We start from the raw sequence: 15,807 nt of genomic DNA, 5'->3' as shown, positions 1-15,807 counted from the left end.
CATGCCGAAACCGCCAGCCGACCCCGTCTCGGTTCACGACACCCGTTCGCGCCTGCCGATGGCGCCGCCGGTGCTGATCGGCTTCGCGGCGGCCATCCTCGTCGTCTGCCTCATCACCGCCGTTTCGTACCGGTCGCTGCGCGAGCGCGACGAAACCTCGGCGCGCGTGCAGCACACCCTGCAGCTGCTGCAGCAGCTGCAGGACGTGCTGTCCGTCGTCAAGGATGCCGAGACCGGCCAGCGCGGTTTCCTGCTGACCGGAGACGAGCAGTACGCCGAACCGTACATCGCCGCGCAGGCCACGCTGCCGTCGGCGCTGTCGGCCTTGCGCGCCACCGTCCGCGGCGATGCCGAGCGGATGCGGCAGCTCGACACGCTCGAATCGCTGATCGGCCAGAAGATGGACGAGCTCGGCCAGACCGTCGCGCAGAAGCGCGACGGCGACAGCGCCCTCGCCACCGCCACCGTGCGCAGCGACCGCGGCCGCGCGCTGATGGCGCGCATCCGCACGCTGGTCGCCACCATCGACGCGGACGAGCGCGCCGCGCTGCGCGAGCGCCAGCAGGCGTGGCAGGATGCCGCGCGCTTCTCGGTGCTGTTCACCTGGGGCAGCGCGGGCCTGCTGCTGACCCTGATCCTGGCCGGCGCGGCGATGACCGTGCGCGACTACCGCGCGCGGCAGACGCAGACCTGGCTGCGCAGCGGGCAGCTGGCGCTGGCGGCGCGGCTGCAGGGCGAACAGCGGCTCGAGGTGCTCGGCGCCAATCTGCTGGCGTTCCTCGCCGACTATCTCGGCGCGCGCGTCGGCGCTGTCTACGTCGCCGAGGGCCGCACGCACTTTCAGCGCGTCGCCGGCTATGCGCTGGCGCCCGACGCGCCCGGCGGCACGCTGCGCCCCGGCGATGGCCTGCTCGGCGAGGTGGCGCGCGAGCGGCGCACGCTGCAGGTGCGCGAGGTGCCGGCCGGCTATCTCGCCGTGCATTCGGCATTGGGACAGGGCCGGCCGGGCGAACTGCTGATCGCGCCGGCGATCGTCGACGAGCAGGTGCAGGCGGTCATCGAACTCGGTTTTTTCCGCCGTACCGACGCCAGCGATCGCGAACTGCTCGACCGCGTGTCGGAGACGCTCGGCGTCGCCGTGCGCGCGGCGCGCGACCGCACGCGCCTCGAGGAACTGCTCGAGGAAACGCAGCGCCAGGCCGAGGAGCTGCAGGCGCAGCAGGAGGAGCTGCGCGTCAGCAACGAGGAGCTGGAGGAACAGGGTCGCGTCCTCAAGGAATCGCAGGCGCGTCTCGAAGCGCAGCAGACGGAGCTCGAACAGAGCAATGCGCAGCTCGAATCGCAGACCCACGTGCTGGAGACGCAGCGCGACGATCTGGCGAAGGCGCAGGCCCTGCTGCTCGACAAGGCCGCCGACCTCGAACGCGCCAACCAGTACAAGAGCGAGTTCCTCGCCAACATGAGCCACGAGCTGCGCACGCCGCTCAACTCGACGCTGATCCTCGCCAAGCTGCTCGCCGACAACAAGGACGGCAATCTGTCCGAGCAGCAGGTGCAGTTTGCGCGCACCATCTTCTCGGCGGGCAACGATCTGTTGGCCCTGATCAACGACATCCTCGATCTCGCCAAGATCGAGTCCGGCAAGGTCGAACTGAGTCCGGAGACGGTGAGCGTCGCGCGCCTGACCGACGATCTGCGCGCGATCTTCGCGCCGATCGCCGAGCAGAAGGGCCTGCTGCTCTCCATCAGGATCGACGACGACGTGCCGGCGGCCTTCGAAACCGACATGCAGCGCGTCACGCAGATCCTGCGCAACCTGCTGTCGAACGCGGTGAAGTTCACCGCGCACGGCGAGGTCGGGCTGCGCGTGCAGGCGGCGCCGGACGGCCTGTCGTTCGCCGTGCACGATACCGGCATCGGCATCGCCGCGAGCCAGCAAGGCCTGATCTTCGAGGCCTTCCGCCAGGCCGACGGCAGCACGCACCGCAAGTACGGCGGCACCGGGCTCGGCCTGTCGATCTCGCGCGATCTGGCGCGCCTGCTCGGCGGCGACATCGGCGTGCGCAGCGCGCCGGGCGCCGGCAGCACCTTCACGCTGACGCTGCCGCTGCGCTACCCGGCGCAGGCCGGCGGCGCGCCGCCGGAAGCCGCCGCGCCGGCGCCGCGCACCGAAGCCGAGACGCCGTCGCTGCCCATCGCGCCGCCGCCGCCGACGGCTGCCGTCGACGACGACCGCGCGCGGCTGAATCCGGATGCGCGCCTCGTGCTGATCGTCGAGGACGATCTGCGTTTCGCGGCGATCCTGCGCGATCTCGCGCACGAGCTCGGCTTCCAGGCCGTGGTCACGCACAGCGCCGGCGATGGCCTGGCGGCGGCGCAGCACTGGCGGCCGAGCGCCATCGTGCTCGACATGAACCTGCCCGACTACTCCGGCCTCGGCGTGCTCGACCAGCTCAAGCGCAACGCGCAGACCCGGCACATCCCGGTGCACGTGGTCTCGGTGGCCGACTACGCGCAGGAGGCGCTCGAGCGCGGCGCCGTCGGCTACGCGCTGAAGCCGGTCAAGCGCGAGGAGCTGATCGACGCCTTCCGCAAGCTGGAAGAGCGCCTCGCGCAGACCCTGCATCGCGTGCTGGTGGTCGAGGACGACGCGCGGCAGCGCGACAGCATCGAGCGCCTGCTCGGCGGCGGCGACATCGAGATCGTCTCCGTCGCCAACGGCGCCGACGCCCTGCAGGCCCTGCGCGCGACCACCTTCGACTGCATGGTGATGGACCTCTCGCTGCCCGACTTCAGCGGCTACGAGCTGCTGGAGCGCATGTCGCAGCAGGACGGCGTCGCCTTCCCGCCGGTCATCGTCTACACCGGGCGTTCGCTGACGCACGAGGAAGAGCAGCGCCTGCGCCGCTATTCGAAGTCCATCATCATCAAGGACGCGCGCTCGCCGGAACGCCTGCTCGACGAGGTGACGCTGTTCATCCACCAGGTCGAGGCCCGGCTGCCGCCGGAGCGCCAGCGCATGCTCAAGGCGGTGCGCGACCGTGACACCGCGCTCGACGGCCGCCGCGTGCTGATCGTCGAGGACGACGTGCGCAACGTCTTCGCGCTGTCGAGCCTGCTCGAACCCAAGGGCGTGAAGGTGGAGATCGCGCGCAACGGCCGCGAGGCGGTCGAGGCGCTCGACCGCAGCCAGGCGAATCCGCAGGAGGCGATCGATCTGGTGCTGATGGACATCATGATGCCGGAGATGGACGGCTACACGGCGATGCGCGAGATCCGCCGCCGCCCGCATTTCCGCCGCCTGCCGATCATCGCGCTGACCGCCAAGGCGATGAAGGACGATCAGGAGAAATGCCTGTCCGCCGGCGCCAGCGATTACATCGCCAAGCCGCTCGACGTCGAGCAGCTGCTGTCGCTGATCCGCGTATGGATGCCGAAGTGAACCGCGCCGCGGCGGAAACGCCGCCCGAGCCGCCGCTCGATCCGGTCTTCGAGATCGAGATGCAGCTGCTGCTCGACGCGATCTACCTGAAGTACCACTACGACTTCCGCGCCTACGCCGGCGCCTCCCTGCGCCGCCGCCTGCGCACCGCGCTCGAACGCTTCGCCTGCCGCACGCTGTCGCAGCTGCAGGACCGCCTGCTGCACCAGCCGGAGCTGTTCCCGCCGCTGCTCGATTACCTCACCGTGCAGGTCAGCGACCTGTTCCGCGATCCCGCCTACTTCCGCGCCCTGCGCGAGCGCGTGGTGCCGCATCTGCGGACCTATCCGTCGCTGAAGGTGTGGATCGCCGGCTGCAGCAGCGGCGAGGAGGTCTATTCGCTCGCCATCCTGCTGCGCGAGGAAGGCCTGCTCGAACGCACGCTGATCTACGCCACCGACATCAATCCGCAGGCGCTGCAGCGCGCCGAGGCCGGCGTCTACGAGATGGACCGCGTGCCGGGTTTCACCGAGAACCATCGCCTGTCCGGCGCCCCCGGCTCGCTGTCCGATTACTACACGGCGGCCTACGGTCGCGCCCTGTTCGACCGCTCGCTGAAGAAGCACATCGTGTTCTGCGACCACAGCCTCGCCACCGACAGCGTGTTCGCCGAGGTGCAGCTGGTGTCGTGCCGCAACGTGCTGATCTACTTCAACCGCGAGCTTCAGGACCGCGCCCTGGGCCTGTTCCGCGAGGCGCTGTGCCGGCGCGGCTTCCTCGGCATCGGCTCGCGCGAATCGCTGCGCTTCTCGGCGCACGCCGAGGCCTTCGAGGAAGTCGCGCGCGAGGATCGCGTGTTCCGCAAGCGGGAGGGCGCATGAACGACGTTGCATTTGCGCAGCGGCGCATCGACGCCGTCGTCATCGGCGCCTCGGCCGGCGGCATCGAGGCGCTCGGCCTGCTGCTGCCGGCGCTACCGGCGCAGCTGCGCGCGCCGGTGCTGATCGTGCAGCACATCCCGCGCGATCGGCCGAGCCTGCTGGTCGACATCTTCGCGCCGCGCTGCGCGCGGCCGGTGCGCGAGGCCGACGACAAGGAGCCGGTCGCGCCCGGCACGGTGTACTTCGCGCCGCCCGACTATCACTTGCTGGTCGATCGCGGCCCGCAGCTCGCGCTGTCGGCCGACGAACTGGTGCACTTCTCGCGCCCCTCGATCGACGTGCTGTTCGAATCGGCCGCCGATGCCTACGGCGCGCATCTGCTCGGCATCATCCTCAGCGGCGCCAACGACGACGGCGCCGCCGGCCTCGCCGCCGTGCATCGCGCCGGCGGCATGGCCGTGGTCCAGGACCCGCGCGGCGCGCAGGCCGAGACCATGCCGGCCGCCGCCCTGCAGCGCACCGCCGCCGCCCTCGTCATGTCGCTCGAAGCGATTCGCGATCTGCTGCACGCCCTGGAACGTGACCATGCCGCTTGAAAACCCGCCCCCGCCGACGCGCATCAAATGCCTGCTGGTCGACGACGTCGACGCCAACCTGCTCGCGCTCGCGGCGCTGCTGCGCAGCGACGACGTCGAACTGCTCACCGCGCGTTCCGGTGTCGAGGCGCTGGAACTGCTGCTCGCGCACGACATCGCGCTGGCCCTGCTCGACGTGCAGATGCCGGAGATGGACGGTTTCCAGCTCGCCGAGCTGATGCGCGGCAGCGAACGCACGCGGCACGTGCCGATCATCTTCATCACCGCCGGCGGCCGCGACGAGCGCCGCGTGTTCAAGGGCTACGAGAGCGGCGGCGTCGACTTCCTGCACAAGCCGATCAACCCGGTGATCCTGCGCAACAAGGCGGACGTGTTCTTCCGCCTGTACCGCCAGCAGCAGCAGCTCGCATACGAGCTGCGCGAACGCACCGAGGCCCTGCACCTGGCCGAGATGTTCATGGCCGTGCTCGGCCACGATCTGCGCAATCCGCTGTCGGCGGTGATGCTGATGGCGTCGGCGATCGAGGGGGCGACGCCGGAGCGCGTCGCCGCGCTCACCTCGCGCATCATCTCCAGCTCGCAGCGCATGGCGCGCATGATCGACGACCTGCTCGACGTGGTGCGCGCGCGTCTCGCCGGCGGCATCGCCATCCGCCGCGAAGCGGCCGATCTCGGCGTGCTGGTGCGCCGCGTCGTGCACGAGCACCGCGCCGCGCATCCGCAGCGCCGCATCACCATCACCGAGGATGGCGACCTCGGCGGCGAATGGGATGCCGACCGTCTCGCGCAGGTCGCCTCGAACCTGATCGGCAACGCGCTCAAGCACGGCGATGCGGCCGGCGCCGTGGAAATCCATCTCGACGGCCGCGCGCCCGGCGCGGCGACATTCAGCGTGCGCAACGGCGGCCGCATTCCGCCGGAGCTGCTGCCGATGCTGTTCGATCCCTTCCGCGGCCGCAGCCAGAACGAGGGCCGCCGCGATGGACTCGGCCTGGGCCTGTACATCGTCAAGCAGATCGTCGACGCGCACGGCGGCGAGGTCGAGGTGGAATCGGCCGGCGCGCAGACCTGCTTCGTGGTGCGCCTGCCGCGCGGCGCGGCCGCGGACGAGGACGCGGCGCGCGAGACGCAGCGGTTTCAGGGGCCGCCGAACAGCCGCGCGTCGATGCGCGAATAGAGAATGCCGTCCGGACCGGACGGATACTCGATCCAGGCGGCGCTCCAGGTCGCGGCGAAGTCGCCGGCGGCGTCCATCGCCACGTCGGAGAACCGGAAGCTGCCGAGCGGCGCAGGCGTCGTCACTTGATGAAGCGGCCCTGCGCCCGGGCGACGACGAAATCGCCGACGACGCCGTGCTGGCGCGGCATGACGCCGAGGCGCAGCCCGGCCGCTACGACGCGCTTTACCTGCCGCATAGCGCACGCGCATCGCCTTCAGCGTACCGCCGGACCGGCATTGGCGGGCGGCCGCGGAAAAAGGCGAAGGCTGAAGCGAAGGGCCGTCGGCGCCCGTGCCGCCGCGGCGCCGCGCATGTCGCGCGCGCGACGCGGCCTCTTGCCGTCGCGGCAAGGAGGCCCGCCCGATCGTCGCGCTACTGCTTGGCTTCCTTCTCCAGCATGCTCGCCATGCCCGGCTTCGGCGCCTGCGGCTGCGTCGTCGCCGGACGCGGCGGCATGCGCGGCATGCCGACGAAGCCGATCGCGAACTGCTCTTCCATGGTCTTGATCTGCTCCTCGCTGTAGCCCATGCCGGCGAGGATTTCCTGGGTGTGCTCGCCGACCAGCAGCGGGCGACCCTGGATCACGCCCGGCGTGTCGGACAGCGAGAACAGCAGGCCGATCTGGTCGAGCTTGCCGACCACCGGATGCGGATAGCTGACCACCATCTTCGCCTTCTGGAATTCCGGCACGTCGTGCAGCTTGCGCGAGAATTCCGCATCGACGATCTCGACCGGCACGCCGGCCTTGTCGAGCGCGGCGAAGGCCTCCTGCGCGGTCTGCGCCTTGATCCGGGCGGCGATGGTCTTGGCGAGCGCGGCGTCGTCGGCGGCCGCGTCGGCGGCGATGCCGCAGGTTTCCAGCAGCGCGGCGCGCTGCGGGCCGCGCGTGGCGGCGACGCAGATCCAGCCGTCGGCCGCTTCGTACAGGCGATGCGTCGCCGAGTAGCCGAGCTGCAGCGCGCCGATGCGCGGCCGCGCGAAGCCTTCGCCGTTCGGCCTGGCGACCGCGTAGCTGGTGTTGAGCAGCGCGGCGTTGATGATCGAGGTGTCGACGAACTGGCCTTCGCCGGTGCGGTCGCGGTGGTAGATCGCGTTGCAGATGGCGATCGCCGAGAGGAAGCCGTTGCCGGTATCGCCGAAGCTGGTGAAGCTCCACAGCGGACGACCCTTCACGCCGCCCTCGTCGCGCGCCATGCCGCCGTCCTCGAACTGGATGCCGGACAGGCAGGCGCCGGTCTGGTCGTTGCCCGGCAGGCCGGCGCGCGCGCCGCGCTCGAAGCCGCGCGTGTGGCAGTAGATGAGCTTCGGGTTGATCTGCTTCAGCGATTCGTAATCGATCTTCAGGCGCTCGGCGGCGTCGTAGCGCATGTTGTGCTGCACGACGTCGGCCTGCTTGACCAGATCGAGCAGGATCTTCATCGCGCGCGGATCTTTCAGGTTCAGGGTGATCGACTTCTTGCCGCGGTTCGCCATGTAGGCGATGTGCACGCGGTGCCAGAACAGATCGAAGAGGCCGTTGACCTTGATGACGGTCGCACCGAGATCGCTGAGCAGCTGCGTGCCGAACGGACCGGCGATCGCCAGGCCGAGGTCGAGGACAACGATACCCGCCAAAGGTGCGGCCGCCGCAGGCGGCCGGCCACCGTCCCTCGCCCGCGCAGCGGGAGAGGGGGGGACCGTCTGCGCAGCAGACGGTGGGGTGAGGGCAGCGGCCTTCGCTTCCTTGATGATCCTCGCCGCTTCCGCCTTCACCTCATCGGTGTTGGCGCCCGGCGCGACGGCCGGCGCGCCGGGCCGGCCTTGCGTGAGGCTCATGTTGTAGGCATTGCCGACGGTGCGGATCGTGCCGAGCGTGGCGTCCGTCGTCTCGGTGACGCAGCCGTCTTCGAGGAAGGCCGGATCGGCGAGCGATTCCTCGATGCTGCGCACCGGCTGCATCGTCATCTCGGCGGTCGCGGCGGCTTCGATCCAGTCCTTGACCGGAAACTTGGCGACGGCCTCGGCGAGGATCGGCTGGTAGTGCGACATCACCAGGATTTCTTCGGGGCCCGTGCCGAAGCGGTCCGGGTCGTTCTGCACGGTGAGGTCCGGCGAGGCGTTGAGCGTGTCGCCCTGCGCGGCCTGCAGGATGAAGCGCGGGTTCGGCACCCAGTTGTGCAGCCAGTGCCCGTCCTTGGCCTGGAAGTGCCCCTTCGGCGACTTGCTGCCGAGAATCCAGGTGTCGAAGCCGGGCGCGTCGATCTTCTCGGCGCGCTGCCAGACACCGGCGGCGCCGGCCAGCGCGCCCTGCAGCAGCGAGGTCTCGACCCACTGTCCGCGGCCGGTGATCTCGCGCGCGCGCAGCGCCGCGGCGATGCCGAGCGAGGCGTTGAAGAAGGCGCCGAGGCTCGGCCACTGCGAGGCGACGAACAGCGGGCCCGGACGCGGCGCGCCCTGCACCCAGTCCTGCGGAATCTCCAGATCCGGGAACGGGTCGGGCTCGCCGTTCATGTGGTTCAGCGCGCCTTCCGGCCAGCCGCGCTGCTCGAACATCAGGCCGGTGCGCGCCTGCACCAGCGCGTCGATCGCCGGGCGGTCGCTCAGCGGATTGTCGCGGCCGTAGCCGGTGATCGAGCAGACGATCAGGCGCGGGTTGAGCGCGGACAGCGTCGCGTAATCGAGGCCGAGCTTCGCGGCTTCGCCGGGCGCGTAGGACTCGACGAGGATGTCGGCGGTTTTCACCAGCGCCAGCAGCACGTCCTTGTCCTCGGCCTTGCCCAGATCGAGGAAGGCGCTCCTCTTGCCGCGCTGCCAGACCGTGTAGCCGAGCTGCTGCGGGCCGGGCTCGAAGCGCGCCGGATCGCCGCCGGGCGGCTCGATCTTGATGACGTCGGCGCCATTGTCACCGAGCAGCATCGCCGTCATCGGCCCGGCCACGCCGGACGTCAGATCGAGCACTCTCAGATTCGCGAGAACACCGGCTTTCGTTGCAGCCATCTTGATCGCCTTCGATTTGCCGAAAGATTGAGACGGTCCGAGCTTACCCGCCGCCTGCGCAAAAGCGTCGTTCACTTGGACGAGGCATGCACGAGCCTGTCATCGACGCGTCAGCCGGACCTACATGCCCCGACTCCCTCTCCCCTCGAACGAGGGGAGACCTCGGTCCCCGAAAGGGGAGGGTTGGGGTGAGGGGTTACGAAATCGAGCGATGCGGCCAGCAAGCGCCCCTCACCCAACCCTCTCCCCGCAAGCGGGGAGAGGGCGTCAAGCGGAATCACCCCAGCCCGAACGTCCTCAGCGCATTGCCCGACGTGATCTTCACGCGGTCCGCCTTCGGAATGCCGGCTTCCTTGAACTGGCTGACCACCTGCTTGCGCGAGTTCGGCCAGCAGGTCGCCGGATGCGGGAAGTCGGTCGACCAGTACAGGCAGTCGGCGCCGAAGTAGCGGTAGCAGTCGGCGAGGCCGCGCGGCTCGTACATGAAAGTGGCGCCGCACTGCGCACGGAAGGTTTCGGACGGCGGCCGCTTCACGCCGGGGAATTCGTAGTGCTGGTGCATGCGCGGGTCGAGCAGCGATTCGAAGAACCACGGCAGCCAGCCGAGGCCCGGCTCGACGAACAGCACCTTCATCTTCGGATACTTTTCCAGCGTGCCGGTGAGAATCCACATGCAGATCGACTCGGCCAGCGGCGCCCAGGCCAGGCCGGTGAAGATGCCCTTCTGCGGCGTCGGATCGCGGCGGAACACGTCCCACAGCTGCGTGCGCACGTCGAGATGGTTGAGGATGGTCAGGCCGGTGTCCTGGATCGCCGACCACAGCGGCGCGTAGCGCGCGTCGTAGACATCCGGCAGGCCGAAGTCCGACGGGAATGGCGTGATCTGCACGCAGCGCGCCTTGCGGTCGCGCGCCAGGCGCTCGACTTCCTTGACCGCGAAGTCGACGTCGTACAGCGGCAGCTGGTAGGCCGTCATCAGGCGCACCGGATCGACGGCGGCGAAATCCGCCATCGCGTCGTTGTAGCCGCGGAACACCTCCTTCCAGTCGTCGCCCATCAGCGTCGGATTGGCGATCTTCGCGCCGGCCAGCTCCGGGAAGATCACCTCCGCGAACACGCCGTCGCGATCCATGGCCTTGAGCTTGCCGTGCGGCTCGAAGTGCCCCGGGTCCCTGGCCGCGTCCGGATCGACGAAGTCCTCCAGCTCCAGCTGCTTCTGGCCGCCGCGCAGCACCTTGGCCGCGTACTCCTCGGCCTTCTTGTTGGCCTCGTCCCAGACCGCGTGCAGCTCCTTGCGCAGCCGCGCCTTCACCCAGTCGTCGCTGAAGTGGACATGCGAGTCCACCGAAACCAGTTTCTCCGTCGCCAGTTCGCTCATCGTGCGTCTCCTCGTTGCTCGCGGCCTGTTGCCGGCTCGCTGAAATGAAAGCGGTCCGGCACCGCGCCGGCATCGGCGACGAGTCTAGGCAGGGCGCGGCAGGCAACCCCATAGCAAAAAGTGACAAGTGCGGAGGAACCGGCGCCGGACCGGCGCCTCAACGCATGATCGCCGCGTGCGCCAGTTCTCAGGATCGTGGGGAATCCGGTTGTGCGACATGGCATGTGGAATGGCGCCTATCCGCCGATCGGCCAGAGCTGGCGGCGGAACTGGTCGCGCATCACGCCGTTCTTTGACTATCTGCCGGAGATTCGCAAGTGATCTGCACTACCAACGCGATCGAATCGGTCAACATGAGCTTGCGCAAGCCGAGCAAGAACCGCGGATCTTTCCCCGCGACGAAGCGCTGATCAAGCTCTTCTCCCTGGCCCTGCGAAACATTCGCCAACGATGGACCATGCCGATCCGCGATTGGAAGGCTGCACAAATCCGATTTGCTATCCAGTTCGAGGAGCGGATGCCGATCCGTTGACCCATCGCCGTCCACACAAAAGTCCGGACACGCTCGCACACCGGATGGTGCCGAGCATGAGCCGCCGAGGAAACTGCCACGACAATGCGGTCGCCGAGAGCTTTTTCAGTGCGCTGAAGAAGGAGAGGATCAAGCGGCGGATTTATCCAACGCGACAAGCTGCCGCATCGGATCTGTTCGATTACATCGAGATGTTTTTTACAACCCGGTGCGGCGGCATGGTTCCGCTGGCGATCTATCACCCGTAGAGTTTGAACGGCGCTACGCGCTGAACGGCTCTTGAGTGGCTACGAAAATCTGGTCGGTCCAGAGCTCACTCGCTCCCGCAGCCTGCGGATGCTGTAGTGAACCCCGGTCAAACATAACGCCCATGTCTGACGTAGTCGCAGGCGCGCTCGACGAGGAGATGTTGACGACGCGGCCCCGATTGGCGGCCTTCATGTCCGGCAACACGACCTGGGTGACGATGAAGGCGCCGATGCCGTTGACGTTCATCATCTTCTCCCAGTCGGCCTCGGCCTGTTCCTCGGACGGAATGAAGTTGGAGAGGCCGGCGTTGTTGACGACGATGGTCACCGGGCCGAAGGCTTGGCGCCGCGCTTGACGGCGGCGGTGACCTGCGCGGTCGGCGATGCTGGCGTTCAGCGCCAGCGCCTTGCCGCCGGCCGCTTCGCGGAAAATAAGGAGCCATTCAACCCGGCACCGACTCCTGTCCGTGCAGCGTCTTACGGTGCATGAGGCGACCACTGTCCAGCGGGTAATCCTCGGTGCGGTGCATGGTGCCGGTGTTGTCCCCGGAAGTCGACGAGCCGCATCCTGCCGCTGGTGATGTTGACGCCGCGGGAGGGCGATTCCGGTGTTCAAGGAATCGGACGCGACGGGCTTCGGCAGAGCTGACGCCCGCCGCGTCGCGATGCCGAAGCGCTGCGGCGCGTGGGGCCGAAGGCGACGAGCGATCGCGCCTGGCGGCCGCAGCGTCCGTCGTGCGGCGTCGTGGCGTGCACGGCGCGCGGATTTCGCTACGACAGGCGCATGCGCTCCGGCGCGCGCAGCGCCGGTTCGGCGCCGCGGCGCACGTCGAGGGGCGACAGCCCGGCCCAGGCCCTCAGCGCGCGCGTCAGGCCGTTCGGCTCGGCGAAGCCGGCGCGCAGCGAGACTTCGCCGATCGGCAGCTCGCCGTCGCCGAGCCATTTCAGCGCCAGCTCGCGGCGCACTTCTTCCTTGACCAGACGGTAGCTGCTGCACTCCGCCTGCAGGCGGCGACGCAGCGTCTGGCTGCTGAGATGCAGTTCGCCGGCGGCCTCCTCGATCGACGGCAGGTGCTGCTGCGTTTCGAGCTGCGCCTTCAGCCGCGCTTTCAGCTGCGACTTGAACGACAGGTGTCCGCCGTACAGCGCCGAGCGGTCGATGTCGCGCGGCGAGAGGAAGCCGTTGAGATCGGCGCGGCTGCGCACGACCGGCCGCTGCAGATAGCGGGCCGGCAGCAGCAGGCGCGGCTGCGCCTGCGAGAAACGGCAGAGGCCGCCGAGCATTTCCGAGTATTCCTCGGGCCGGCCGGCGCGCGGGTGGGCGAAGTCGGCGGCGACGACGGGAATCTCCTCGCCGATCAGCCAGCCGGACAGATGCGCCCACAGCATGAACCACCACTCGTTGAGGAAGCCCTGCGGGTCGTAGCGCGGCTGCGCGATGTGCATCTCGATCGCCGCGAGTTCGCCGTGCAGCCGCAGCTCGAAACGCAGGTCGCCGGTCTGGCTGGCGTAGAAGGCGAAGGCGCGGCGCAGGGCCTCGCCGAGCACGCCGCCGGTGACCGTGCCCTCGCACATCATCTCGAAGGAGCCGAGCGGGCACGGCGAGCGGGTGAAGCCGCAGAACTCGTCCGCCATCAGCAGCTTCAGCTTGCGCGACACGCGCAGGAAGGTCGGCGCGTCGATGCGCTCGCGCGCGTCGTGCAGCAGCGCCGGCGCGATGGGAATGGCCTCGCAGATGCGCGCCTCGTCGTAGCCGCGCGCCGCCGCGTTGCGGATCAGCGTGCGGGCGTAGCGGTCGATCAGGCCGGGCGTTGACATGCGGATAGCCGGTACAGAGCGCGCATCGAGCCTAGGCGCGCGCTTCGCCTCCTCGCCTGCTGCAAATGGACGAGGGTCGGCCGGGACCGCGATTCAGGCCCGGAGCCCGCCCAGCATGCCGAGCAGCGCCAGCTTGATGCGCTGCAGATGGCGCTCGACGTGGCGCACCTTGCGCTCGAAGACGTGCTCGATCGACAGGCCGGTCAGGAAGCAGTGCACGAAGGTCATGGCCTCGCGCAGCTGCGCGTCGTCGAGCTTCGAGTCGCTGAAGATCTCGCGCATCAGCTTCTGGTGCGCGCGGATGTGGCGCTCCTCGGCGCTGCTCGGCGCCGAGCGCTGGAAGCCGCGCATCGCCAGCAGGATTTCGAGCGCGACGAGATAGACGTCGTCCTGATAGTGCCGCCACATCAGCTCGACGAAGCGGCCGACGCGCGCCGCCATGTCGCCGCTGCGCAGGATCGGGTCCGCCATGCGCTCCGAGAAGCGCTGGTGGGAGATTTCGAGGATCGCGTCGAGGATGTCTTCCTTGGCGCCGAAGTGATGCTGCGCGGCGCCCCAGGTCATGCCGGCGCGCTCGGCGATGCGGCTCGCCGTGGCATTGGCGAAGCCGCCTTCCTTGATCAGCGCGATGACGGCGCTGATGATCTTCTCGCGCGCCAGCCGGGTCTTCTGCGCCTGCCGGCCGGGCGCCGTGGCGGCGGTCTTGTTCGCGGTCTTTTTCTGCGCACGCGGTCGCGTGCCGGCGGTCGGCCTGGGCATCGTCAGTTCGTCGGCGGGTTCGGGGGCGTTTCGGGGCGCGCATTGTCCAACAGATCGGCGCAGGCGTGCTCCGCGGCAAGGAAGCCGAAGGTCATGGCCGGCCCGAGCGTGGCGCCGGCGCCGGGGTAATGGCGGCCGGTCACCGAGGCGGCGAGATTGCCGACCGCGTAGAAGCCGGCGATCGGCGCGCCGTCCGCGCGCAGCACCCGGCCGTGCTCGTCGGTCGCCAGCCCGCCCTTGGTGCCGATGTCGCCCGGATGGATTTCCAGCGCGTGGAACGGCGCCTCGGCCAGCGGCGCGAGGCAGGGATTCGGCCGGACGCGCACGTCGCCGTAGAGCAGATCGTAGGGATTCTCGCCGCGCCCGTAGTCCTCGTCCTTGCCGTTCGCGGCGAACACGTTGAAGCGCGCGACGCTCGCCTCGAGCCCGGCGGCGTCGATGCCGAGCTTCGCGGCCAGCGCGCGCAGGTTCGGCGCCGTCGTCAGCAGCGCGCGGCGGATGTGCCGCGGCTGCAGCCAGTTCAGATGCATGCCGCCGGGCAGCAGCGGTCCGAAGGGGTATGCGCGGGCGTAGCGCGCGTCGAACACCAGATAGGCCGGCAGATTGCCGTCGGCGTACATCGCCTGCACCGCCGTCGTGTAGGCGACCGATTCGTTGAAGAAGCGCGCGCCGCGCCGGTTGACGACGATCGCGCCCGGCATCGAGCGCTCGGTGAACAGCATGCGCGCGCGGTCTTCGCCGGCGATGTGCATCGTCGGCCCCCACCAGGCCTCGTCGAGCAGGCGTGTCGCCGCGCCGAGGCGCTGGCCTTCGACGAGCAGGTCGCCGGTGTTCGACGGGCTCGCCGCCGACCAGCGCGCCTGCGTCGGCTTCGGCAGGTAGCGCTCGCGCAGCTGCTGGTTATGCTCGAAGCCGCCGCTGCCGGCGATCACGCCGCGCCGCGCGCGGATGCGCAGCGGTTTTCCTTCGCGCTGCACTTCGGCGCCGACGACGGCGCCGGCCTCGTCGACGACCAGCCGCCGCAGCGGCGTGTTCAGCCGGATCGGCACGCCGCGGTCGAGCAGCGAACGGCGCAGCCGGCCGATCAGCGCATTGCCCATGGTCAGCCGCCGCGAGCGCGTCGAGCGCAGACGCCAGGGCAGATCGAGGAAGTAGGCGAGCGTCAGCTTGAGCAGCAGCTTGAACCAGCCGGGCGACTTGCTGAGCAGGACCGCGCCTTCGCTGTTGCTGTAGCCGATCATGCCGAGCACGCGCGTCTGCCGGTGCGGCGCCTGCATGTCGCGGAAGTCGTCGCCGAGCGCGCGGGCGTCGTAGGGCAGCGGATCGATCGAGCGCGCGCCGGGGCGCGAACCGGCGAGATGCTGGTAGTAGTCGGCGTAGCAGGCCATCGCCTGATAGGCGACGTGGCTGTGCTCGCAGAGCCAGCGCAGCATGCGCTTGCCGTGGGTGACGAAGGCGCGCACGTTGGCGGCCGGCGCGTCGTCGCCGACCAGCTGCGTCATGTAGTGCAGCGCGTCGGCCTCGCTGTCGTCGATGCCGCAGCCGGCCATCAGGTGATTGCCGGGTATCCACAGGCCGCCGCCCGAGGTCGCCGAAGTGCCGCCGTAGACCGCGGCCTTCTCGACGATCAGCACGCGCGCGCCGGCGTGCGCGGCGCGCAGCGCGGCGGTCATCGCGCCGGCACCGGAGCCGACGACGAGGACGTCGACTTCGTGATCGAAGGGCTGGTTCGGCGCCGCATGCGTCATGCTTGCCACCTCAAAATTTCCCAAAAGAAGATTCCCTCTCCCCCATCGCGATGCGATGGGGGAGAGGGTGAGGGTGAGGGGGTGCCTGCTCGCCGCGCATCTCGATCTGATAGCCCTCTCCGGCCAGCCGGCCTGCATGCCGGCTGGCGTTCGCAGGCTCGCAGCTGTGCTGCTCGAAAGCCCTGCTCACCCCCAGCCCTCTCCCCTCTGCTGAGGGGAGAGGGAGTCAAC

At 69.4% G+C, this 15,807-nt stretch carries 11 protein-coding genes and 2 pseudogenes; 6 read left to right on the top strand and 7 right to left on the bottom strand.

Features of this window, described 5'->3' with window-relative positions; all coding sequences use genetic code 11:
* The first annotated feature begins 1 nt into the window (after position 1).
* Genes K344_RS0108075 through K344_RS20795 form a run of 4 tightly spaced genes read left to right on the top strand, consistent with a single transcriptional unit; the run spans position 2 to position 6,075 of the window.
* Positions 2 to 3,442 carry a response regulator gene (locus K344_RS0108075; protein ID WP_028080241.1) on the top strand — a complete coding sequence of 1,147 codons (3,441 nt, stop codon included), beginning with the start codon at positions 2 to 4 and terminating at the stop codon, positions 3,440 to 3,442.
* Entirely contained in the window at positions 3,427 to 4,302 is an 876-nt protein-coding gene (locus K344_RS0108070) for a CheR family methyltransferase (RefSeq protein ID WP_028080240.1), read from the top strand. The genes K344_RS0108075 and K344_RS0108070 overlap by 16 nt, the downstream gene beginning before the upstream one ends.
* Positions 4,299 to 4,898: a chemotaxis protein CheB gene (locus K344_RS0108065; protein ID WP_028080239.1), complete on the top strand. Its 600-nt coding sequence runs from the start codon at positions 4,299 to 4,301 to the stop codon at positions 4,896 to 4,898. Before K344_RS0108070 ends, K344_RS0108065 begins: the two co-directional genes overlap by 4 nt.
* Positions 4,888 to 6,075, top strand: a complete 1,188-nt coding sequence (locus tag K344_RS20795; RefSeq protein WP_084197159.1) for a hybrid sensor histidine kinase/response regulator — start codon at positions 4,888 to 4,890, stop codon at positions 6,073 to 6,075. The genes K344_RS0108065 and K344_RS20795 overlap by 11 nt, the downstream gene beginning before the upstream one ends.
* Here the strand turns inward: K344_RS20795 and K344_RS23955 are convergent.
* The 3 genes from K344_RS23955 to K344_RS0108040 all read right to left on the bottom strand — a co-directional run bounded on the left by K344_RS23955 (position 6,036) and on the right by K344_RS0108040 (position 10,471).
* Entirely contained in the window at positions 6,036 to 6,200 is a 165-nt protein-coding gene (locus tag K344_RS23955; protein ID WP_157622828.1) for a hypothetical protein, read from the bottom strand. The genes K344_RS20795 and K344_RS23955 overlap by 40 nt on opposite strands.
* 289 nt (positions 6,201 to 6,489) lie before the next feature.
* The gene (locus tag K344_RS0108045; protein WP_051362021.1) at positions 6,490 to 9,093 is read right to left on the bottom strand and encodes a CaiB/BaiF CoA transferase family protein; all 2,604 of its coding nucleotides are present in this window, start codon (positions 9,091 to 9,093) and stop codon (positions 6,490 to 6,492) included.
* A gap of 277 nt (positions 9,094 to 9,370) precedes the next feature.
* Entirely contained in the window at positions 9,371 to 10,471 is a 1,101-nt protein-coding gene (locus tag K344_RS0108040; protein WP_028080237.1) for an amidohydrolase family protein, read from the bottom strand.
* 225 nt (positions 10,472 to 10,696) lie between these two features.
* Here K344_RS0108040 and K344_RS23465 point away from each other — a divergent pair.
* Both K344_RS23465 and K344_RS23460 read left to right on the top strand, forming a co-directional pair.
* Positions 10,697 to 11,003: pseudogene (locus K344_RS23465) on the top strand (transposase); the annotation flags it as partial.
* Between the two features lie 35 nt (positions 11,004 to 11,038).
* Positions 11,039 to 11,286, top strand: a pseudogene (locus K344_RS23460) (IS3 family transposase); the annotation flags it as partial.
* Here the strand turns inward: K344_RS23460 and K344_RS23950 are convergent.
* From K344_RS23950 to K344_RS0108010, 4 genes are all read right to left on the bottom strand, one after another.
* Positions 11,265 to 11,867: an SDR family NAD(P)-dependent oxidoreductase gene (locus tag K344_RS23950; RefSeq protein ID WP_157622827.1), complete on the bottom strand. Its 603-nt coding sequence runs from the start codon at positions 11,865 to 11,867 to the stop codon at positions 11,265 to 11,267. The pseudogene K344_RS23460 and the gene K344_RS23950 overlap by 22 nt on opposite strands.
* A 155-nt stretch (positions 11,868 to 12,022) precedes the next feature.
* Complete coding sequence (locus K344_RS20785; protein ID WP_051362020.1) at positions 12,023 to 13,069, bottom strand: AraC family transcriptional regulator; 1,047 nt, start codon at positions 13,067 to 13,069, stop codon at positions 12,023 to 12,025.
* 93 nt (positions 13,070 to 13,162) lie between these two features.
* Positions 13,163 to 13,828, bottom strand: a complete 666-nt coding sequence (locus K344_RS22940; protein WP_028080235.1) for a TetR/AcrR family transcriptional regulator — start codon at positions 13,826 to 13,828, stop codon at positions 13,163 to 13,165.
* A gap of 2 nt (positions 13,829 to 13,830) precedes the next feature.
* Positions 13,831 to 15,576, bottom strand: coding sequence for an FAD-dependent oxidoreductase (locus tag K344_RS0108010; RefSeq protein ID WP_028080234.1), 1,746 nt, complete (start codon positions 15,574 to 15,576; stop codon positions 13,831 to 13,833).
* Positions 15,577 to 15,807: the final 231 nt, after the last annotated feature.

This window comes from Solimonas soli DSM 21787 (assembly GCF_000474945.1).
GTDB classification, from domain to species: domain Bacteria; phylum Pseudomonadota; class Gammaproteobacteria; order Nevskiales; family Nevskiaceae; genus Solimonas; species Solimonas soli.
Note: the sequence above shows the minus strand (reverse complement) of the source record. Positions and strands in the feature narration are given on the sequence as shown.